Raw genomic sequence first — 19,440 nt, 5'->3', positions numbered from 1 at the left:
GCACGCGTCATGGCAATTGAGATACCCACAGACTTGACCCCCGAGCTCGTACCACTTTCCTGGCTCCTCGGAACCTGGGAAGGCAACGGCCGCCTCGGCGAGGGGGAAGAAGACGACGAGTTCTTCTGGCAGACCGTGAACTTCACCCAGAACGGTTTGCCGTTCCTGGAATACCGATCCGAATCGTGGGTCACCGACGAGCAGGGCAACAAGTTGCGCCCGCTGTCGGTTGAAACTGGATTCTGGTCGTTGGAACGCCCCATGGTGGACGGCGATCTTGGCCCGGGCATGATTCCGGGCGACATCGTTCCGACCCTGCGTTCGGCCGACGACGTTGAAGCCTTGCGGACCGAAGACAACGGGTTCAAGATCCAGGCCAACATTGCGCACCCCGGGGCGATCTCCGAACTTTATTACGGCGTCATCAAGGGTCCGCAGATCCAGCTGGCCACCGACTTGGTGATGCGCGGTTCCAACGCCAAGGAATACGCCTCGGCCACCCGCATCTACGGGTTGGTCAACGGCGATCTGTACTGGCGCTGGGACGTATCCACCGGCGGCAACGATCTGAAGGCCCACGCCTCAGCCGCACTCAAGAAACAGGCATAAACCATGGCGCTCTCGCCGTTGCTGTCACGACCGGCCGCAGTGGCCGGATCCGGGGTCGATGAGGGCGTTGCCGCCCACTACGGGGAACTGAGCGCCGAACAACGCAGGTTGCTCGCGGGAACCGCGGTGGCCGACATGTCCCACTTCGACGTGGTGACCCTCGCCGGGGAAGACCGGTTGAGCTGGCTCAACACGCTCTCCAGCCAGATGCTGCTGGAACTGCGCCCGGGGCAAAGCACCCAGACGCTGCTCTTGACGGTCCAGGGCCGCGTCGAATTCGACATCCGCATCCTGGCTGACGAGGACAAGCTGTGGCTGCTGGTCGAGCCCGGCCAGGGTGCCCCGCTTGCCGCATGGCTTGACCGCATGCGCTTCATGCTGCGCGTCGAGGTCAAGGACGTCAGCGCGGACTTCGGCCTGGTCGGTGCCTGCACTCCGCAGCCCGCGCTGGAAGCGTACCCCTGCTGGGTCGATTCCTGGCCCGACATCTCCCCGGGCGGCTACGCCTACTCGGTGGGGGAGCACCCGGGCGCCGAGCGTCCGTGGCGTGAATACATTCTCCCGCTCACCGAGCTCGAGTCCGCCGTCGCGGACCTGCCGCTGGCCGGCATGATGGCCGTCGAGGCGTTGCGCATCGCCGCGTGGCGCCCGCGTTTCGGCTTCGAGACCGACGAGAAGACCATTCCCCACGAGCTGGACCTGGTCCGCACCGCCGTGCACCTGAACAAGGGCTGCTACAAGGGTCAGGAAACCGTCGCACGGGTCCACAACATCGGGCACCCGCCGCGCCGCATCGTGTTCCTGCACCTCGACGGGTCCATGCACACCCTGCCGGCCGTCGGCTCCGAGGTCCGACTGGGAGAGAAGACCATCGGCAAGATCACCTCGGTGGCCACCCACTTCGAAGCCGGCCCGATCGCGCTGGCCCTGATCAAGCGCAACATCGATCCCGATGCCGCGCTGCAGGTCGTCGACGGGGAAGAGGCCTACGCGGCCTCGCAGGAAACGATCGTGACAACCGACGCCGGGCAGACTGCCGGGCGCTTCACCGGATTCCTGCGCCAGCCGCACTAGGCGCATTGCACCCGCGGCCTTGCAACGCCGGCGCACTCACAAACCGTTGTGCAGCCGCACGCTCAGCAGGGAACCCACCAGCTCAAACCCCAGGGACGTCGCAAGCGCGCTTGCGGCGTCCTGTCCGTCCTTGATGCGCGCCTGCGGAATCAATCCCTCGCTCAGCGCGTCGTCGACGGCCAGCGCCGCGGCGTACTTGCCCAGGCCGTAGCCGCGCATCGCCGGGTAGGTGAGCACCGTGGTGTCTGCCAACAGGCCGCCCGGGGCCCAGTAGCAGGCCGCGGCCACGGGCTCGTCGTGGGTCTCGGAGAACAGCACGAAGCACTGGTCGCAGCCCTGCAGGGTGGTGGTCGACGCGTCGTCGTGCGGGCTGCGTTCCAGCAGCCGCGCAAGGTCGGCCCGGGCGCCGGAGATCGAGACGTGTTCCGATTCGACGATTTCGAACGGGGCATCCACGTAGGTCAGCGCGTCGACGCCCAGGGAGCGCACCGAGGGGGCCAGGCCGCTGCCGTGCAGCAGCGAAACCAGGGCCCGGTCGTCCATGAAGTGTTCGTCGGGCGCCGTGCGCAGCAGCTGCAACAGCTCCTCGGGCGCGCGTACCACCTGGTGGTCGCCCAGGTGCAGGACCTGCACCATGTCGGTGCCGACGGCCGGGACAAAGAGCCGCACCGGGGTCCTGTCGGGCTGCAATGCAGAGTCGTCGACGCCGAAGTCGCGTGCCCACGCCAGGGCGATGATGGCACGGGTGCCGAATTCAAGATTCACGTTTAGAGCCTAGTGCAGGGCATTGGTTTTTGGTTGACCGGCGCCGCGGAAACATGCGGCGCCGGTCGTCCGGGGGCAGCGGATCAGCCGAAGAGGATCCGGGCCTCGTCGTAGCGTTCCTGCGGAACGCGCTTGAGGTTGTTCAGCGCGGCCTGGAACGGCACGCGGTTGATCTTGGTGCCGCGCAGCGCGACCATCGAGCCCCAGGCGGCGTCGTGCACCGAATCGACGGCAGCCATGCCCAGCCGGGTGGCGAGCACGCGGTCGAACGCGCTGGGAACCCCTCCGCGCTGGATGTGCCCGAGCACCGTGGCGCGGGTTTCGATCCCGGTGGCTGCCTCGATGAACGGGGCCAGCTGCTCGCCGATGCCGCCCAGCCGCGGACGGCCGAACGCGTCGAGCCCGCGGTCGGAGAATGCCGCGTCGGCACCCTCCGGCACAAAGCCCTCGGCGACGACGACCAGCGGGGCGCGCCCGCGGTCGTGCGCCTCGCGCACCCAGGCGTAGATCTGTTCCATGGTGGTGGACTGCTCGGGGATCAGGATGGCGTGGGCGCCGGCGGCCACGCCCGCATGCAGGGCGATCCAGCCCACATGGCGGCCCATGACCTCGGCGATCATGCAGCGGTGGTGCGATTCGCCGGTGGTGCGCAGCCGGTCGATGGCCTCCACGGCGATCTGGTTGGCGGTGTCGAAACCGAAGGTGTAGTCGGTGGCGTCGAGGTCGTTGTCGATGGTCTTGGGCACGCCGACGATCTTCAGGCCGGCGTCGGTCAGCCGCTTGGCCCCGGCCAGCGTGCCCTCGCCGCCGATGGCGATGATCGCGTCGACGCCGATGCGCTTCAGCGTGGCCTTGATGTTGTCCGGGCCGCCGTTCTCGCCGTCGAACGCGTTGGTGCGCGAGGTGCCGATGATGGTGCCGCCCTGCTTGGAGATGCCGCGGACCTTTTCGCGGGGAAGCTCGATGAAGTCGCCGTCCTTCACCCCGCGCCAGCCGTCGCGGAAGCCGACGAACTCGTGGCCGTAGCTCTTGATGCCGTTCAGGACGGCGCCGCGGATGACCGCGTTCAGTCCCGGGCAGTCTCCGCCGCTGGTCAGGATCCCGATGCGCATGCAAACTCAATTCTTTGTCGGTGCTCGTTGCCCGACCGCAAACGGCCGGGAGTGTAGTTGGAGCGCGACGCTGAGCTCGACAACGAACAGTCTAGCCAAGTGATGCGTGTGATGGCCAACACGTGACCGTCCGGGGACGCGAAATCCCCCTGCCACCCCGGAAAGGGACCTGGCAGGGGGATTGCGAGCCGGTACTTACTTGGTGACGGAACGGATGATCTTCTGCAGGGCGATCGTGTCGTCCTGGGCCGGGATCAGCAGCCAAGCCACGAGGTAGGCGCCGATGCCCAGGACCGGCAGCAGGAAGCTGAGCAGCAGCCCGATGCGTACCAGGGTGACGTCCCAGCCGAACTTGTCGGCGATGCCGCCGGCGACGCCGGCGACCAGGCGCTTGGGGCCGCGGCGAAGGGGGATGGAGCGAAGGGAATTGAAGAAGGAGTCCATGTCGGCAAGTCTTTCACGTTGTGGTCCCGGATCCGGGACCCGCGGGTGGGAATATCCTGTGGATGTTGCTTTTAGCGGGTGCGGCGTGCCGCGACGATCCCGGAGATGACCAGGATCAGCCCGGCTCCTCCGAGGAGTCCGATGAAGAGCAGCGGGCCGTTGAGCTGGATTCCGAAGAGCAGCCCTGCAAGCAGGAGCGCTCCGACCACCAGCAGGATCAGGCCGAAGACCAGGGTTCCGGTGGGGAACTTCGATTGGGCCTCAAGCTCGGCCTCGTGCTGCGGGAAGTGCTGGCTCATGGTGCCACCTCTGCTTTCTGGACGCTGACCTCGACGCTGTTGAAGGCGCCGTCAAGTTCGATTCGAAGGGTAGGGCCCGTCGCCGAGGGGTTGAGCCGGGTGCTGCCGCCGGTGCTTGTGGTGTCCGCACCATTGACTTCCAGCGAGGTGAATGCCCCGCTGAACTCGAGGACGACGGGGATGTTGTCGGGCACGATCAGCTTCACCGAGGAGAAGACGTTGTCGATCGACACGTCGGTGTCCTGGGTGATCGTCGAGTAGTGGCGCAGGTCCATCTCCCCGGAGTGGAAGACGTTGGTGCTGCCGCCCTCGTCGGTCGTGCTGATGCCGCTGCTGAACATGTTGATGTCTGCCATGCGCAGCGCGCCGCCGCTCCATATGAGGGAACACACCAGGGTCGCGATGCCGAAGCCGACCAGCGCCCCGCCGGTGCGTTGGTTCAGTGCCGCCCCGATCATGCCCAGGGCAATGACAACGAGTGCCGCGGCGAAGCCGATGGCCACGGCGCTGGTGGGCAGGGCCAGCCAGCCGAGTTCGTTCAGTCCGACGATCAGGGCGAAGACCAGCACCGCCAGGCCGAGCACGATGGTTGCGGCGTAGCCTGGAATGGCGCGCAGGCGCGGGGCCTTGGGCGCGCGCGGCGCCGGCGGGGTGTATGCGGGCGGGACGTAGGGAGGCGGGGTGAATCCGCCGCCCGCCGCGTGCCCGGTTCCGGGCCACGCCGGGTCCAGCGGGGGCAGCGCCGCATCGATCCTGGGATTCTCCGGGGGAGTGGCTGCTGCAAAGGGCATGGTTCGCTCCTGGTCCAAGGGCTGGAACCTTGTGGTGGGGGTGTCGGGGGAGCCGCCGGGGGTTTCGTCCGGCGTCGTGTCTGTGGGTGTCGTCTCAGCACCATCCGCGGCTGTCGGCCCCCTGCCGGCGTGCACACCGACCGGGACCGTGAGGTCGGAGTCCGAGGCGGTCCCCGATGCGTCGCCGCTGCCGGTCGCGTCGGCTGCAACGGACCCGTCCTGCGTACTTGCGTCGGGTGCGACGGTGGAGGCCTGCGCGTCCCCGTCGGGGCCGGGCTGCGGCGAGAAGGCGCCGAACGTCGAAGGCGTACCCGGAGCGCCGGCAGCGTTCGGCCAGTTTGAATCGCTGGCGGAGGGGTACTGCGTTGTCCATGGGCCTGCCGCGGGTGCGCCCGCACCGTTGGTGGCCTGCTGGCGTTCATCAAAGCGGCCGCGTCGGGAGAAGATGACGAAAAGGATTGCCGCGATCACCGCGAAAGTCCAGAATCCGCCGTCCCACCAGCTGAAGAACCACGGGAAGCCGATGGCGCCAAAGACGAAGAAGACCAGCGCCCCGGTCATGCCGCTGTTCCAACGGCCGGCAATTGCCTGCTGGGCGTGGATGCTGCCGTCAGGTCCGGGCAGTAGCGCCCAGGCCAGCCCGTAGACCAGCAGGCCCAATCCCGCCAGACAGGAGAGCGCAACGAAGAGGCCGCGGACGAGGATGGGGGCCAGACCAAAGCGTTCGGCCAGGCCGGATGCCACGCCGCCGATCCAGTGATCGGTGCCGCGGCGCACTTCCAATTCCCTGACCCAACGGAAAAAACCGTGTTCGACTGGTGTTTCATTCATAGCAACAATCCTTCCGTGCCCGGAGATTGCGCGCCATGAGGGTCACCCCTGATTGAACCCTGAACATACCCCGGAAGCGGCCGGGGAAACCCCGCCACCGGCCCCGGGCGTGCTTGTATTGAGGCATGAACACAACGCTCGAACGCCCCGAACTGGTCCGCGGCCAACCCCGCGTGCTTGCCGGGGTGTGTTCCGGCCTGGCGGCGCACCTGGGCGTCCAGGTGCGCTGGATCCGCATCGGCTTCGTCCTGGCCACGGGCTTGGCCGGAGCCGGCATCATCCTCTACGCCTGGTTGTGGATTTTCCTGCCCAGCGCCACCGACGTCCGGCGCGAGGCCGAACGCCGCGAAGGAACCCGCAGGTTCGGCCTGGCCGAGGAAATGAACAGGAAGCTGCCGCCGGACTTCGAGGACGCGGCCAGCGAGCAGCGCCAGCATTCAATGCGCCAGGTGCTCATCGGCGCCGGGCTGCTGGTTGTCGCGGGCTTGGTCTCCGCACAGATGCTCGGTGCCGAGTTGCGCCTCGACAAGCTCTGGCCCATCGCCGTGGTGCTTGCCGGCGCCATCATGGCCTGGCTTCAATTGGACGACGAGGGCCGTGCGGGACTGCGCCGGAGCACCGGGACGCTGAGCACCGGTGCCCTTATCCGCTTGATCATCGGCGTGGCATTGGTGGTCACCGGCCTGCTGCTGTTCCTCAGCGGCATCGTCGGCTTGCGCGAGCTGCTCTCCGGGCTGGCCGTCGCGGTCGCGGTGATCGCGGGTCTGGCCCTGGTGCTGCTTCCGTGGGGGCTGCGCTTCTGGCGCGACTTCGTCTCCGAACGCTCCAACCGGGTGCGCGCCGCCGAGCGCGCGGACATCGCCGCGCACCTGCACGACTCGGTGTTGCAAACCCTCGCACTGATCCAGAAGCGCTCACACGACCCCGCGCAGGTGCTGACCCTGGCCCGAGCCCAGGAGCGCGAATTGCGCCAGTGGCTCTACAACACCCAGGAGCCGGAGGAAGGCGAAATCACCGAGGCCATCCGCCGGGAAGCGGCCGAAGTCGAGGAACTCTACCTGGTCTCGATCAACGTGGTTTCCGTCGGTGAATGCAGCGGCATGGCCGGGCACGACGCGCTGCTCCAGGCCACCCGCGAGGCCATGACCAATGCGGCCAAGCATGCGGGCGGAACGATTTCCGTCTACGTGGAAGCCAGCCCCGCTCGGGTGGAAGTCTTTGTGCGCGACCGCGGGGACGGGTTCGAGGTGGGCCAGGTCTCCGACGACCGCCACGGCGTGCGCGAATCGATCATCGGGCGCATGGAACGCAACGGCGGGAGTGCAAGCATCCGCAGCACCGAGGACGGCACCGAAGTACACCTGACTATGAATGAAGAAACTAAGGACGAAGATGACTGACCAGGCATTCACACCCATTGACGTGGTGGTGGTCGACGACCACGCCATCTTCCGTTCGGGCCTGAAGGCGGACCTTGACGAACGCATCCGCGTGGTTGCGGAGGCCGCCACCGTAGAGGAGGCGATCGCCGCCGTGCACCAACACGCACCGGCGGTGGTGCTGCTGGACGTGCACCTGCCGGGCGGCCGAGGCGGCGGAGGCGCCGAGGTGTTGGCGGGCTGCGCCGACATGTTTTCCAGCGTGAAGTTCCTGGCCCTGAGTGTTTCGGACGCCGCCGAGGACGTCGTCACGGTCATCCGCGCCGGTGCGCGCGGCTATGTCACCAAGTCGATCTCCGGAAAGGAAATCTCCGACGCCGTGGAGCGGGTTGCCGGCGGGGACGCCGTCTTTTCCCCGCGGCTTGCGGGGTTCGTGCTGGACGCGTTCGGCACCCAGGCGGCCATCAGCGCGGATGAGGAACTGGACCTGCTCAGCGCCCGCGAACTCGAGGTGATGAGGCTGATCGCCCGCGGCTACAGCTACAAGGAGGTGGCCAAGGACCTTTTCATCTCCGTCAAGACGGTCGAGACCCACGTCTCGAGCGTGCTGCGCAAGTTGCAGCTCTCCAACCGCCACGAACTGACCCGCTGGGCAGTGGATAGGCGGATTCTCTAGACGCCCGAACGGGACGGGCCTGATCCGGGACGCCCGGGAAATGGCGGTGGCCGGCACCCTCCGCGAGGAGATTGCCGGCCACCGCCGTCTGCCGAGAACCTGCTACTTGGCTTCGCCCAGCAGCGCGGCCATGCGGCCGACGCCTTCTGCCAGGTCCGCATCGCCCAGTGCGTAGGACATGCGGATGTATCCCGACGGGCCGAAGGCCTCGCCCGGAACCACTGCGACCTCCGCCTGCTCCAGGATCAAAGCGGCAAGCTCGGCCGAGGTGGCCGGGACGATGCCGCGGATTTCGCGACCCAGCAGGCCGCGGACATCGGAGTAGGCGTAGAACGCGCCCTCCGGCGTCGGGCAGTGCACTCCGTCGATGGCGTTCAGCGCCGAAACCATGGCCTTGCGACGGCGGTCGAAGGCCGTGCGCATTTCCGCCACGGCATCCAGCGGGCCGGAGACGGCCGCAAGCGCTGCCATCTGCGAGACGTTCGCGACGTTGGAGGTCGCGTGGGACTGCAGGTTGGTGGCAGCCTTGATGACGTCCAGCGGGCCCGCCATCCATCCCACTCGCCATCCGGTCATGGCGTAGGTCTTGGCGACTCCGTTGAGGATGATGACCTTGTCGCCCAGCTCGGGGGCTGCGGTGGCGATCGACGTGAAGACCGCATCATCGTAGGTGAGGTGTTCGTAGATTTCGTCGGTGATGACCCACAGGTCCTTGGATGCCGCCCAGCGACCGATCTCCGCCACCTGCTCCGGGGCGTAGACCGCACCGGTGGGGTTGGACGGCGAGACAAAGAGCAACACCTTGGTCTTGGGCGTAACAGCTGCCTCCAGCTGCTCGATGGTGACCTTGTAGCCCTGCTCGGGGCCGGCGAACACCTCGACGGGAACACCGCCGGCCAGGCGAATGGCCTCCGGGTAGGTGGTCCAGTACGGTGCCGGAAGGATGACTTCGTCTCCCGGATCCAGCAGCGTCGCAAAGGCGTTGTACACGGCCTGCTTGCCGCCGTTGGTGACCAAGACCTGGGAAGCATCGAGCTTGTAGCCCGAGTCGCGCATGGTCTTCTCGGCGATGGCCGCACGGAGTTCCGGCAGGCCCGCGGCGGGGGAGTAGCGGTGGTACTGGGGATTGCGTGCCGCTGCAATTGCTGCTTCAACGATGTAGTCGGGGGTGGCGAAGTCCGGTTCGCCTGCACCGAAGCCGATGACCGGGCGTCCGGCGGCCTTCAGGGCCTTGGCCTTTGCGTCTACGGCCAGTGTTGCGGATTCTGCGATGGACCCGATACGTCGGGAAATGCGTGACATGTCGTCGCTTCCTGGAAGGGGAGGTGGTTTGGTGGTGTGTGCTTTCAGCTTAGTGCGCCAAGGCCTGATGGAACGACTAAATCAACCAATACGACACGTGGTTTTCACCGGCAATGCATGCCTGCCGCCCGGGGTAGAAGTTACTCGTTGGGCAGTCGGCCATAGCGCTTGAGGTGCAGCTCGTCCTTTTCCTGCTCGTCCAGGTCGATTTCCTGGGCCTGGGCACGGACCTGGTGCCACTGGAAGTACGCGGCCACGCACAGGAAGGCGGGAACCGTGATGACAAAGGGCAGGTACATCGCCCCGGTGTAGTTGATCAGGTGGAACTGGGCACCGGCCGCCAGCACCAGCAGGCTGGTCCCGACCCACATGAGCAGGTTCTGGCCCAGCCGCATCGCCCACAAGACCAGCCCGACCCCCAAGTACCAGCTGACCGGAATGGCGGAAGTGAACTCCACAAACCAGGCAGGGAACGCTACCAAGAACATGACGAGGCAGGCGCGGGAAAGTTCCTTCTGCTTTCGCAGAGCGACCCACACGCCCGTTGCGATGAGCAGAGGGATTGATGCGGCCATGAACTGGATGGCCCAGAAGCTGCCCGGCCCGGCAAGGTGCGCAATGCCGAAAATTGCATCGAGGATCGAGCCACCGGCAAAGACCAAGAGAATCAACGCGCTGGCACGCTCGAAGCGGATGGGCCCGGTTTTGGAAGTACGCATGCCCACCAACCTAACAGCGAGGCCCAAAAACCCTTGAAAACACGGGGAAGTGGTTCTCAGTTCGACAATCGACCCAATCCATGCGTAAACTTGATCCTCGGTGTTGGAAAACATCTAGATCACCCAAGTCGTAAGCGGCATGAGTGAACGAACGAGTTCTGAACTCGAAGGGTAGTGGCGCAATTGGTAGCGCAGCGGTCTCCAAAACCGCAGGTTGCAGGTTCGAGTCCTGTCTGCCCTGCGCAGTAGCAATCATTCTGGATTGCTCGGCGAAATTCACGTCACGGTGTGTCGTGGTCGATAAGACTGCGGCACACCGTGATTGTTTCAATAGGCATAATCTGAAACGAGGAACCGGTGACTGAAACGACTGCGAGCGATTCGCACGGCGCAGGGCGCGACAAGAAGCCGGCCAAGGCAGGTTTCTTCGCTGGAATTGCCCTGTTCTTCCGCCAGATGATTTCTGAGCTGAAGAAGGTCGTTACGCCGACTCGCAGCGAACTGGTGAACTACACGCTAGTGGTCATCGGCTTCGTCGTGTTGATGATGGTCATCATTTCCGCCCTGGACTTCGTGTTCGGCAACGGATCTATTTGGATCTTCACCAACCCGGCCGAAAAGTAAGCCGGGACGATTCGCCCCATATTTCTGGTGAACCAGTAACAGAAAGCAGGAACCGCAGTGTCCGATCAGGAACTCGAACCGCAGGCCATCGAAGAACTTGAGGGCCAGGCAGCAGAGGTCGATACCGAAGAGGTGTCGACCGATTCCGTCGTTTCCGAGGACGCCGAGCAGGCTCCTGAAGATGCAGCAGCCGAGGAAACCCCGGCCGTCGATCCCATCGAAGAATTCCGCACCCAGCTGCGTCGTCAGCCCGGTGACTGGTACGTCATCCACTCCTACGCAGGTTACGAAAACCGCGTCAAGGTGAACCTCGAAACCCGCATCCAGACCCTGGGCATGGAAGAATTCATTTATGAAATCCAGGTCCCGATGGAAGAGGTCGTGGAGATCAAGAACACGACGCGCAAGATCGTGCGTCGCGTTCGCATCCCCGGCTACGTCCTGGTCCGCATGGAACTGACCGACGCCTCCTGGGGTGCAGTCCGTCACACACCTGGTGTCACCGGCTTCGTTGGAAACGCGCACAACCCAGATCCGCTGCGCCTCGAGGAAGTCTTCTCGATGCTCGAGCACACGATCGTCAGCGAAGAAGAAGCGGCCAACATGAAGCCGGGCCGGGCCCCGATCACCGAGGTCACTGTTGACTTCGAGGTCGGCGAATCGGTCATCGTCAACGACGGTCCTTTCGAGACCCTTCCGGCGACGATCAGCGAAATCAAGCTGGAATCCTCCACCCTTGTGGTTCTCGTTTCGATCTTCGAACGTGAAACCCCGGTTACCCTGTCGTTCAGCCAGGTCACCAAGATCCAGTAACATTAGTCTTCGTGCCTGTCCCGGTTTGCTTTACCGGGATATCGGCATGACTCGGCCGCCGCGCCACGGCGGTCAACCCCCCGAGGCACGCTCCTGTGCAACGGGGCAACGCAAAAGAAGAAGGACCCGACATGGCCCCCAAGAAAAAGGTCACCGGACTCATCAAGCTGCAGATCCAGGCAGGCGCCGCCAACCCGGCACCTCCGATCGGCCCGGCGCTTGGTCAGCACGGCGTCAACATCATGGAATTCTGCAAGGCTTACAACGCAGCGACCGAGTCGCAGCGCGGTAACGTGATTCCGGTTGAAATTACCGTCTACGAAGACCGTTCCTTCACCTTCATCACCAAGACTCCTCCGGCAGCTGAGCTCATCAAGAAGGCTGCAGGCGTTGCCAAGGGTTCCGCTACCCCGCACACCGTCAAGGTTGCAAACCTGACCCAGGCTCAGGTTGAAGAGATCGCCACCACAAAGATGGAAGATCTCAACGCCAACGACATCAAGGCTGCTGCCCTGATCATCGCAGGCACCGCCCGCTCCATGGGCATCACCGTAGCTGGCTAATTAGCCCCCGCTACACCCCGCGCGCCCGGTTCAGCCGGAAACGCACCCCCATAACAAACAAGACGACCGGGACATTTCCACTATTTGGTGGACACCCGATCGCAAGTGGCAGGGTCGCGCGCGACCCATACATGACCACGACTGCATAAGGAGAAAAAGCAGATGGCAAAGCGCAGCAAAGCATACGTAGCCGCCGCGGCTAAGATCGAAGCCGACAAGGTTTACGCACCGACCGAGGCAATCGCCCTGGCCAAGGAAATCGCTTCCTCGAAGGCTGACGAGACCGTTGAGGTTGCTTTCCGCTTGGGCGTTGACCCTCGCAAGGCCGACCAGATGGTTCGTGGCACCGTTATCCTGCCGCACGGCACCGGTAAGACCGCCCGCGTCCTCGTTTTCGCAAACGGTGACAAGGCTGAAGCTGCAATCGCAGCCGGCGCCGACTTCGTTGGCTCGGACGACCTGATCGCCAAGATCGCCGGCGGCTGGACCGACTTCGACGCAGCAGTTGCAACCCCTGACCTCATGGGCAAGGTTGGCCGTTTGGGTAAGGTCTTGGGTCCCCGTAACCTGATGCCGAACCCGAAGACCGGCACCGTCACCATGGACGTCGCCAAGGCTGTCAACGACATCAAGGGTGGCAAGATCGACTTCCGCGTCGACAAGCACTCGAACCTGCACTTCATCATCGGCAAGGTTTCCTTCGATGCTCAGAAGCTGGCCGAGAACTACGCAGCAGCACTGGACGAGGTTCTTCGTTTGAAGCCTTCCTCCTCCAAGGGCCGCTACATCACCAAGGCAACGGTTGCAACCACCTTCGGTCCCGGCATTGCCGTTGACTCGAACGTGACCCGCGTGATCACCGAAGCCTAAATTTAGCTTCAACTTCACCGCAGGCCCGAATCCCCTTTGCAGGGGTTCGGGCCTGCGGTTTTTTGTGCATGGGGGAAGAAAACACTGCAGCCGACCTCATGCTGGAGCCTGGGATTCGAGGACATTCCGGAACCAGGGCGGTGCGCTGCTGCCGCACCACCCCACCCGGCAAGAACAGTAGATGCAGCATCCGCCAGTGGGCGCTGAGAAGTCAGAGGCATAGGCGGGCTGGTGCGCACCAGCCCGGCATGAACCGCGGAAATCGCCGTGCCACGCCACGAACACCACCAAATGGTTGCACCCAAACGGGTTGCGGGCTTTTCGCTCCGACTGGCCATGCTTGCGCCATTCCACTACACCGGCACCCGATTGTCCGGCTGGTCGGGCGTCATGCCAAGGCTCTCAGGCAGCTAAGTGGATCTGCCAGTGGCCAGCACATAGCTCTTCGATGCCCAGTACCTGCGCGCCGGAGCCGGGGGAACGGGGGATGCGACCGTTCTGGTGATGTGCGGCTCGAACTTGCCGACGACTCACACGCCTGAGACACTCGATGGCCGAGTCATGCTACATGCATATACCAGGGGACTCCGGACAGCACCGGCACCGCGGACATGGTCAAGTTGCTGGTGTATGGCTGCCTGCCTAGGGCCGGTAGTGACTCGGCACCGGCCACGTGTCCGGGCTGCGCTGCCGTTGCCGACTTTCTGGTGTCGTGTACGACGGTCTCCCTCAGGATTCTCCAAACACAATTGATGCCACAGGGCACTGCTGGCCATGATGGCCGAGGCGTGGTTGTTGAGCAAGCAAGAGTCGAAGGCAGACGTTGGTGATCGTTGAAACGATTATCTCCCATAAAGCTGGATGCGGTTCTGCTTCCGCACTGCATGTCAGATGGCATTCGTGCTTGTTATGGTGCCGGGGGGTATTTGTCACTTTCTGCGCCCATCCGCCTATGAAACTTTGTGAGATCTACGGCACTTTCCAACTGCGGCGAGCCCCGCACCGCGGGCCTCTGTACTAAGTGCGCTCGTTGCGCGAGCGGTCGGGCGGCTCTTCTGCGGGCAAAATGCTATCAATCCAGTGGCTATCGTGCCACTTGTCGGTCTAGCGGTTCTGGTGTTGGAACCTTCACCGGGCAACGTTTCGGCCGGTGGAGACAGGCAAGCCTGTCTCATGCGCCTGGCGGTCGGCGCTATCTGCTCCCGGTGACCAATAGCCATGGGATCTGCCTGCCATGCTGCCATTACCGTGCCGTTCGTATTGGTCGTAGAACTGTTCCTGGGGGCGCAAGATTTGGTCCCGCCAAATTGAGCCCGTCGAACAATTGCTAATGGGCTGGGTCAACACCCAACAACACGCTGCCTGCTGAATGGTTTGGTGGTTTGAAGCCCAGCGTTAGATAATCGAATTGAATAAACCAGTGTGACCTTGGGCACGCGGGGTCGATGGGCGTGGAATTTTGCCACCCAACCGTTGACTTGGGGGATTGTTGCCAAAGTGCGGGACTTGCCTGGTTTTCTTCGATGTTGCCCAAGCGACGGATTGTCAATTTTGGTAACCGTAACATCTTGTGTCCGAAGGCATTGCTGATAGGCTTGTTGTGTTGCAACTTGGTTGTGACCGGTGACTTGGTCACCAGTGTTTTTGACGGAGACCCCAAGCCCCGTCCTAAACATTTAGCGCGGCAATGCGTTCCCCCAAGTTGCATTGCCGCTTCCGCAGAACCCCGCTTCCGTTATCCCCCAAGTTACGGAACCGGGGTTCTGCTCTTTTAAAATCCGGCGATATGGCCGCCCTTGAAATTCGGGAAACCGGGGCGGGCTTCTGTGGGCTCTGGGCGAGGTCAGCGCCTGCTACGGAGGATCCTGCGCAGTCCGCATTGCTCGCAGAGATGCTCGGGTTCATGCTCGTGAAGAACCTGGCTGCGGGTCGGACCCTATTCCGGCATGCGGGTTGCCTACTGGATCGGGAGTTGAGCTGATGGGCTTTCCCTCGATTTGGTTCTTCCGTTGCAGCGCTGTTAGGCTTGGAATTACCGAAGACCGTCGGTCGAGATTAGCTGCTTATGTAGTGAGGCTCCGAAAGTCCCACAAAGGACGACCTGCGCAGGTGAACGAAGTGAATTTTCTGCATTTTTTAGTGCGTTCTTTCCGCCCCGTGCATCCTGCATGGGGCGTTTTTTATGCCAGTACTCCTGGCCGGGTCAGATCGACTGGTATCAGATCTATACCCCGGAAGGAGTGTTATGGCAACGCCGACTAAGGTTTCCGCAGTTGAGGAAATCACCGCCGACTTCAAGGAGTCGACCGCCGCTGTCCTGACCGAATACCGTGGGCTTACTGTTGCGCAGCTCAAGCAGCTTCGCCGCTCACTTGGTCAGGAGACCAAGTACGCGGTTGTGAAGAACACCTTGACTGGTATCGCAGCAAAGGAAGCCGGCATCGAAGCATTCGAAGGCCAGCTTGCTGGTCCGACTGCAATCGCCTTTATCAAGGGTGATGCAATCGCTGCCGCTAAGAGCCTCACGGATTTTGCTAAGGACAACAAGCAGCTCATCATCAAGACCGGTTTCTTCGAGGGCAAGGCCCTTGACGCAGCCGGAGTTGCCGCACTGGCAGCCCTTGAATCGCGTGAGTTCCAGCTGGCACGTGTTGCCGGTGTGCTGCAGGCTCCGGCATCTGCCGCAGTCCGCACCATCGAAGCACTGCGCGCAAAGCTCGAAGAAGCAAACGGTGGCGCTGCTGAAGCACCCGCCGAGGTTGAGGCACCTGCTGCCGAAGCCGCCACCGAAGAAGCCTAAGCTTTCTTCAACCCCTCACTCAAGTAACTTGCGGCGCGTATGTGCCGCCGACGGAAAGGCTGCCCACCATGGCTAAGCTGTCCACCGAAGAGCTCTTGGAAGCCTTCAAGGAAATGACCATCATCGAGCTCTCCGAGTTCGTAAAGACCTTCGAAGAGACCTTCGACGTCTCCGCTGCTGCTGTTGCAGTTGCCGGCCCGGCCGCTGGTGCCGCTGAAGCCGAAGAGCAGACCGAATTCGACGTTATCCTCGAATCGGCCGGCGACAAGAAGATCGCAGTTATCAAGGAAGTTCGTGCAATCACTTCCCTGGGTCTGAAGGAAGCCAAGGAGGTCGTTGATTCGGCTCCGAAGGCCGTCCTCGAAGGCGCCACCAAGGAAGCTGCAGAGAAGGCAAAGGACGCCCTCGAGGCTGCCGGCGCAACCGTTACTGTCAAGTAACTCTTCGCACTTTTCACTGCGGGCCCGCGGAACCTTTTGGTTCCGCGGGCCCGCAGTATTTTAACCGAATTAGCTACTTCCCGGTTTCTCAATCAAACCCCGGCGGAGTGAGAAAGCACCCACTATCGGATTGCATGCAATGAACTTTGCTACCGTTGATCACGGAACGACAACGCAAACCAAGTAAAGGTGGGGTATGGCTTTGCCAGAATCCGGAACAGTGCTCATCGAGGTCCCGCGCCAAGACGGGGCCTCGACGCAAGCTGCGCCCCAGACACCGAGGGCGCCGAGACTGGCATTGCTGGACGGCCTGCGATTCCTTGCCGCGGTCCTGGTCCTGCTCTACCACTACACCGCGTGGCGCCACGAATTTTGGGGAACCCCCATGGCCAAGGATGCCTGGCCCGAGCTTTCAAAGTTCACCCTCTACGGCAACATGGGTGTGCAGCTCTTCTTCATTATCTCTGGATTCGTCATCTTGCTCTCTGCCTACGGGAAGAGCGCGAGCCGGTTCGTTGGTTCACGCGTGGGCAGGCTGTACCCGGCATATTGGGTGGCTGTTCTGGCCACCGGGTTCCTGGTCATCGTCATGTGGCCGAAGCTGGGTGAGGGCCGAGGCATCAAGGAACTTCTGGCAAACCTCACCATGTTCCACCCGCTGATGGGCATGCGGCATATCGACGGCGTCTACTGGACTCTTTGGATCGAGCTGCGTTTTTACCTGGTCATCCTGCTACTGATCATGCTGCGCCTACTGACGATTCGAGGGGTGACCATCTTTGCGGTGGCATGGCCGCTCTTGGGCCTTGGCGCCCAACTCATGGGAAATGAAAACGCCACCTATTTGTTGATGGCCGAATATGCCCCGCTCTTTGCCGGCGGCATGATGCTGTTCATGATCTACCGCTTCGGCCACAGCGTGCGACGCTGGGGCATACTGCTTTTCAACGTCGTGCTTTCGGCGTATTTCACGGGGTTGAAGGCACCGGTGGAGGCCATGGAATTGGTTGGTTATGTCATTGCCCCATGGACCTACTGGCTAATCGTCGCAGGGTTGTTCGCGGCCGTTGCCGCGCTGAGCCTGACGCCACTGCGCAACGTCCAGTGGAAATTCCTGGCTCTGGCCGGGTCGCTGACCTACCCGGTGTACCTCTTGCACCAGGTATGGGGCTGGTGGCTGATCGACCAGATCAACCCCGTGCTGGGCAAGTACCTGACGCTGCCGATTGTCATGGGCATCGTGTTCACCGCCGCCTACCTGGTGCACCGCTTTGTCGAACGCCCGCTGGCCAAGCCGCTGGCAACAGGCACGACAAAGGGTTTGGAATTCCTCGGGGCTCAGGGAAAGAAGTTGTTCAGCCCGGTGCTTCAGCGTCGCTGATGTCCGCGACCGTCGCGTCGAGTGCGGAAATCAGTTCCGCGGAGTCCACGAATGCCGAATGGCCGTGGGCGCCGGCGCCGAGGCAGATCCTGCCGGCAACAACGCTTGAATCAATGTAGACAGGCCACGGAGTCGTCGCGCCCAGAGGGGTGATCGTGCCCCGCTCGTAGCCGGTTGCGGCGAATGCCACCTCCGGACGTGGCAGTGACAACTTGTTGACCCCGAGCAAGGCCCGCAGCTTGGGCCACGAAATGGTGCGGTCTCCGGGGATCAGCGCGAAAAAGAACGAACCGTCCTTGTGCTTCACCACCAGCGACTTGACGATTTCGTGGACGGCCAGGCCCATGAGCCCGGCTGCTTCGACCAGGCTGCCGGCCGGTGGACGGGTAACCACGTCAACGTTCAGCCCGCGGTTGCGGGCATCGCGTTGCATGCGTTCCAGGCCGTCGGCCGGCAGCTGATCCGTCATCCTTATGCTTCGCGCACCAACAGCAGGGCATCGCCCTGGCCGCCGCCGCCACACAGGCTGACCGCCGCCTTGCCGGATCCGCGGCGCTTGAGTTCCAGGGCTGCGCTCAGGGTCAGGCGTGCGCCGGAGGCGCCGATCGGGTGGCCCAGCGCGATCGCCCCGCCGTGGATGTTCGTCTTTTCCAGCGGGTAGCCAAGATCCTTGAGCGACTGGCAGACAACGGCGCCGAAGGCCTCGTTGATCTCGATGAAGTCAAGGTCCGAGGTTTCCCAGCCTTGGGTCTTCAAGGCAGCCGCAATGGCATGGGAGGGCTGCGAGTGCAGGGAATTGTCGGGACCGGCAACCTGACCGGCGGCGCCAACGGTGGCCAGGATCTCAAGATTGTGTGCAAGGGCGTACTCGCGCGAGGTGACGACAACGGCCGCGGCTCCGTCGGAGAGCGGTGAAGAGTTGCCGGCGGTGATGGTGCCGTCCGTGGCGAAGGCCGGGCGCAAGCCGGCAAGGGATTCGACCGTGGTCGTCGGCCGAATGCCCTCGTCAATGGAGACAACCAGTGGATCGCCCTTGCGCCGAGGGATGCTGATCGCCACGATTTCCTCGGTGAAGGTCCCGGCCTCGACGGCTGCGGCGGCGCGCTGGTGCGATGCAGCCGCGACTTCGTCTTGCTCGGTGCGGGTCAGGCCGAGCACGGTGTTCTTGGCTTCGGTGCTGCTTCCCATGGAATTTCCGTCGAAGGCGTCGGTCAGGCCGTCGTATGCCACCGAGTCGATGGCTGTGATGTTCCCGTAGGTCCAACCCTGGCGCGAGCCCGGAAGCAGGTGCGGGGTGTTGGACATGGACTCCTGCCCTCCGGCCACGACCACGTCGGCATCGCCCACACGGATCAGACGGGCGGCATCGGTGATGGCCGAGAGGCCCGAGAGGCACACCTTGTTGACAGTGATGGCGTTGACGTTCCAGCCGATTCCAGCGGCGATCGCGCTCTGGCGGGCAGGGTTCTGGCCGCAACCGGCCTGGACCACATGTCCCATGATTACTGCCTGGACGTCTTCGGCGGGCACGGCAGAACGCTCCAGCGCCCCGCGGATGGCTGCGGCACCAAGCTCAACAGCACTCAGCGTCGAAAGCTGACCATTCAGGCGGCCAAACGGAGTGCGGGCGCCGGCGACTATGACCGCGTCACGGTGTGAAGACATGATCGAAATCTCGCTTTCGGTAAAACATGCTGAATGTTTACTTCTAGGCTAGCGCGCTGTGGTCCACGCCACAGAATTCTCGGCAAACCGTGATCCATCTCTCAGGCTTAGCGGCGATTTCCGGGTCGGGTTTGCGAGTTTAGTGGTGGACATGGTAGGCCGCATGGTGTAACGTGGAGATTTGCGTCTTCTCTTTTCATCTCCGGCCTTCATATAGCGGTGGGCCTGCTCAACGGTGCTGTTACGAGTGAAACTCGGGCAGAGAGACGGCGTCGGAAACCTG

Annotated in this window: 20 protein-coding genes and 1 tRNA gene; 12 read left to right on the top strand and 9 right to left on the bottom strand. The window is 63.2% G+C overall.

What is annotated here, in order from left to right:
• The first annotated feature begins 9 nt into the window (after positions 1-9).
• Positions 10-609, top strand: a complete 600-nt coding sequence (locus tag ACIQLF_RS12770; RefSeq protein WP_400298833.1) for an FABP family protein — start codon at positions 10-12, stop codon at positions 607-609.
• A 3-nt stretch (positions 610-612) separates the two neighbouring features.
• Positions 613-1,683, top strand: coding sequence for a YgfZ/GcvT domain-containing protein (locus ACIQLF_RS12765; protein ID WP_400298831.1), 1,071 nt, complete (start codon positions 613-615; stop codon positions 1,681-1,683).
• A 36-nt stretch (positions 1,684-1,719) separates the two neighbouring features.
• Here the strand turns inward: ACIQLF_RS12765 and ACIQLF_RS12760 are convergent, their stop codons facing one another.
• From ACIQLF_RS12760 to ACIQLF_RS12740, 5 genes are all read right to left on the bottom strand, one after another.
• Positions 1,720-2,448 (bottom strand): GNAT family N-acetyltransferase, encoded by a 729-nt coding sequence (locus ACIQLF_RS12760; protein WP_400298828.1) that lies wholly within the window; start codon positions 2,446-2,448, stop codon positions 1,720-1,722.
• Between the two features lie 83 nt (positions 2,449-2,531).
• Positions 2,532-3,560, bottom strand: coding sequence for an ATP-dependent 6-phosphofructokinase (locus tag ACIQLF_RS12755; RefSeq protein ID WP_400298827.1), 1,029 nt, complete (start codon positions 3,558-3,560; stop codon positions 2,532-2,534).
• A gap of 195 nt (positions 3,561-3,755) precedes the next feature.
• A complete protein-coding gene (locus ACIQLF_RS12750; protein WP_400298824.1) occupies positions 3,756-4,004 on the bottom strand; it encodes a PspC domain-containing protein in 249 nt (82 codons plus the stop codon).
• 71 nt (positions 4,005-4,075) lie between these two features.
• Positions 4,076-4,303, bottom strand: a complete 228-nt coding sequence (locus tag ACIQLF_RS12745) for a hypothetical protein (RefSeq protein WP_400298821.1) — start codon at positions 4,301-4,303, stop codon at positions 4,076-4,078.
• Positions 4,300-5,925, bottom strand: coding sequence for a PspC domain-containing protein (locus tag ACIQLF_RS12740; RefSeq protein WP_400298818.1), 1,626 nt, complete (start codon positions 5,923-5,925; stop codon positions 4,300-4,302). Before ACIQLF_RS12740 ends, ACIQLF_RS12745 begins: the two co-directional genes overlap by 4 nt.
• Positions 5,926-6,050: 125 nt before the next feature.
• On the opposite strand from ACIQLF_RS12740, the gene ACIQLF_RS12735 reads away from it, so the two are divergent.
• Together ACIQLF_RS12735 and ACIQLF_RS12730 are read left to right on the top strand one after the other, a co-directional pair.
• The gene (locus tag ACIQLF_RS12735) at positions 6,051-7,325 is read left to right on the top strand and encodes a PspC domain-containing protein (protein ID WP_400298815.1); all 1,275 of its coding nucleotides are present in this window, start codon (positions 6,051-6,053) and stop codon (positions 7,323-7,325) included.
• On the top strand, positions 7,318-7,980 hold the full coding sequence (locus ACIQLF_RS12730; RefSeq protein WP_400298812.1) for a LuxR C-terminal-related transcriptional regulator: 663 nt from the start codon (positions 7,318-7,320) through the stop codon (positions 7,978-7,980). Before ACIQLF_RS12735 ends, ACIQLF_RS12730 begins: the two co-directional genes overlap by 8 nt.
• A 102-nt stretch (positions 7,981-8,082) precedes the next feature.
• Here the strand turns inward: ACIQLF_RS12730 and ACIQLF_RS12725 are convergent, their stop codons facing one another.
• Both ACIQLF_RS12725 and ACIQLF_RS12720 read right to left on the bottom strand, forming a co-directional pair.
• Positions 8,083-9,282: a pyridoxal phosphate-dependent aminotransferase gene (locus ACIQLF_RS12725; RefSeq protein ID WP_400298809.1), complete on the bottom strand. Its 1,200-nt coding sequence runs from the start codon at positions 9,280-9,282 to the stop codon at positions 8,083-8,085.
• Between the two features lie 140 nt (positions 9,283-9,422).
• Positions 9,423-10,001, bottom strand: coding sequence for a hypothetical protein (locus ACIQLF_RS12720; RefSeq protein WP_400298808.1), 579 nt, complete (start codon positions 9,999-10,001; stop codon positions 9,423-9,425).
• A gap of 168 nt (positions 10,002-10,169) precedes the next feature.
• Here ACIQLF_RS12720 and ACIQLF_RS12715 point away from each other — a divergent pair.
• From ACIQLF_RS12715 to ACIQLF_RS12680, 8 genes are all read left to right on the top strand, one after another.
• Positions 10,170-10,242, top strand: a tRNA-Trp gene (locus ACIQLF_RS12715).
• A 116-nt stretch (positions 10,243-10,358) separates the two neighbouring features.
• Positions 10,359-10,625 carry a preprotein translocase subunit SecE gene (secE, locus tag ACIQLF_RS12710; protein WP_400298806.1) on the top strand — a complete coding sequence of 89 codons (267 nt, stop codon included), beginning with the start codon at positions 10,359-10,361 and terminating at the stop codon, positions 10,623-10,625.
• 57 nt (positions 10,626-10,682) lie between these two features.
• Complete coding sequence (gene nusG, locus ACIQLF_RS12705) at positions 10,683-11,438, top strand: transcription termination/antitermination protein NusG (protein WP_400298803.1); 756 nt, start codon at positions 10,683-10,685, stop codon at positions 11,436-11,438.
• Positions 11,439-11,569: 131 nt separating this feature from the next.
• The gene (gene rplK, locus ACIQLF_RS12700) at positions 11,570-12,001 is read left to right on the top strand and encodes a 50S ribosomal protein L11 (RefSeq protein ID WP_400298800.1); all 432 of its coding nucleotides are present in this window, start codon (positions 11,570-11,572) and stop codon (positions 11,999-12,001) included.
• A 162-nt stretch (positions 12,002-12,163) separates the two neighbouring features.
• On the top strand, positions 12,164-12,871 hold the full coding sequence (gene rplA, locus ACIQLF_RS12695) for a 50S ribosomal protein L1 (RefSeq protein ID WP_400298797.1): 708 nt from the start codon (positions 12,164-12,166) through the stop codon (positions 12,869-12,871).
• 2,245 nt (positions 12,872-15,116) lie between these two features.
• On the top strand, positions 15,117-15,671 hold the full coding sequence (gene rplJ, locus ACIQLF_RS12690) for a 50S ribosomal protein L10 (protein WP_400298794.1): 555 nt from the start codon (positions 15,117-15,119) through the stop codon (positions 15,669-15,671).
• Between the two features lie 68 nt (positions 15,672-15,739).
• Positions 15,740-16,111: a 50S ribosomal protein L7/L12 gene (rplL, locus tag ACIQLF_RS12685; RefSeq protein WP_400298791.1), complete on the top strand. Its 372-nt coding sequence runs from the start codon at positions 15,740-15,742 to the stop codon at positions 16,109-16,111.
• A gap of 196 nt (positions 16,112-16,307) precedes the next feature.
• A complete protein-coding gene (locus ACIQLF_RS12680) occupies positions 16,308-17,492 on the top strand; it encodes an acyltransferase family protein (RefSeq protein WP_400298788.1) in 1,185 nt (394 codons plus the stop codon).
• Here ACIQLF_RS12680 and ACIQLF_RS12675 read toward each other — a convergent pair.
• Complete coding sequence (locus ACIQLF_RS12675) at positions 17,467-17,961, bottom strand: aminoacyl-tRNA deacylase (protein ID WP_400298785.1); 495 nt, start codon at positions 17,959-17,961, stop codon at positions 17,467-17,469. The two genes, ACIQLF_RS12680 and ACIQLF_RS12675, sit on opposite strands and share 26 nt — an antisense overlap.
• Before the next feature lie 2 nt (positions 17,962-17,963).
• The gene (locus tag ACIQLF_RS12670) at positions 17,964-19,157 is read right to left on the bottom strand and encodes an acetyl-CoA C-acetyltransferase (protein ID WP_400298782.1); all 1,194 of its coding nucleotides are present in this window, start codon (positions 19,155-19,157) and stop codon (positions 17,964-17,966) included.
• Positions 19,158-19,440 lie beyond the last annotated feature (283 nt).

It is taken from the genome of Paeniglutamicibacter sp. NPDC091659, assembly GCF_044756805.1.
Taxonomy (GTDB): Bacteria; Actinomycetota; Actinomycetes; order Actinomycetales; family Micrococcaceae; genus Paeniglutamicibacter.
Note: the sequence above shows the minus strand (reverse complement) of the source record. Positions and strands in the feature narration are given on the sequence as shown.

Bases quoted from the DNA above. Each gene is read 5' to 3' on its own strand.
- ACIQLF_RS12770 (WP_400298833.1), top strand. From the start codon at position 10: ATGGCAATTGAGATACCCACAGACTTGACCCCCGAGCTCGTACCACTT.
- ACIQLF_RS12765 (WP_400298831.1), top strand. From the start codon at position 613: ATGGCGCTCTCGCCGTTGCTGTCACGACCGGCCGCAGTGGCCGGATCC.
- ACIQLF_RS12755 (WP_400298827.1), bottom strand. From the start codon at position 3,560: ATGCGCATCGGGATCCTGACCAGCGGCGGAGACTGCCCGGGACTGAAC.
- ACIQLF_RS12750 (WP_400298824.1), bottom strand. From the start codon at position 4,004: ATGGACTCCTTCTTCAATTCCCTTCGCTCCATCCCCCTTCGCCGCGGC.
- ACIQLF_RS12745 (WP_400298821.1), bottom strand. From the start codon at position 4,303: ATGAGCCAGCACTTCCCGCAGCACGAGGCCGAGCTTGAGGCCCAATCG.
- ACIQLF_RS12740 (WP_400298818.1), bottom strand. From the start codon at position 5,925: ATGAATGAAACACCAGTCGAACACGGTTTTTTCCGTTGGGTCAGGGAA.
- ACIQLF_RS12735 (WP_400298815.1), top strand. From the start codon at position 6,051: ATGAACACAACGCTCGAACGCCCCGAACTGGTCCGCGGCCAACCCCGC.
- ACIQLF_RS12730 (WP_400298812.1), top strand. From the start codon at position 7,318: ATGACTGACCAGGCATTCACACCCATTGACGTGGTGGTGGTCGACGAC.
- ACIQLF_RS12725 (WP_400298809.1), bottom strand. From the start codon at position 9,282: ATGTCACGCATTTCCCGACGTATCGGGTCCATCGCAGAATCCGCAACA.
- ACIQLF_RS12720 (WP_400298808.1), bottom strand. From the start codon at position 10,001: ATGCGTACTTCCAAAACCGGGCCCATCCGCTTCGAGCGTGCCAGCGCG.
- rplK (WP_400298800.1), top strand. From the start codon at position 11,570: ATGGCCCCCAAGAAAAAGGTCACCGGACTCATCAAGCTGCAGATCCAG.
- rplA (WP_400298797.1), top strand. From the start codon at position 12,164: ATGGCAAAGCGCAGCAAAGCATACGTAGCCGCCGCGGCTAAGATCGAA.
- rplJ (WP_400298794.1), top strand. From the start codon at position 15,117: ATGGCAACGCCGACTAAGGTTTCCGCAGTTGAGGAAATCACCGCCGAC.
- rplL (WP_400298791.1), top strand. From the start codon at position 15,740: ATGGCTAAGCTGTCCACCGAAGAGCTCTTGGAAGCCTTCAAGGAAATG.
- ACIQLF_RS12680 (WP_400298788.1), top strand. From the start codon at position 16,308: ATGGCTTTGCCAGAATCCGGAACAGTGCTCATCGAGGTCCCGCGCCAA.
- ACIQLF_RS12675 (WP_400298785.1), bottom strand. From the start codon at position 17,961: ATGACGGATCAGCTGCCGGCCGACGGCCTGGAACGCATGCAACGCGAT.
- ACIQLF_RS12670 (WP_400298782.1), bottom strand. From the start codon at position 19,157: ATGTCTTCACACCGTGACGCGGTCATAGTCGCCGGCGCCCGCACTCCG.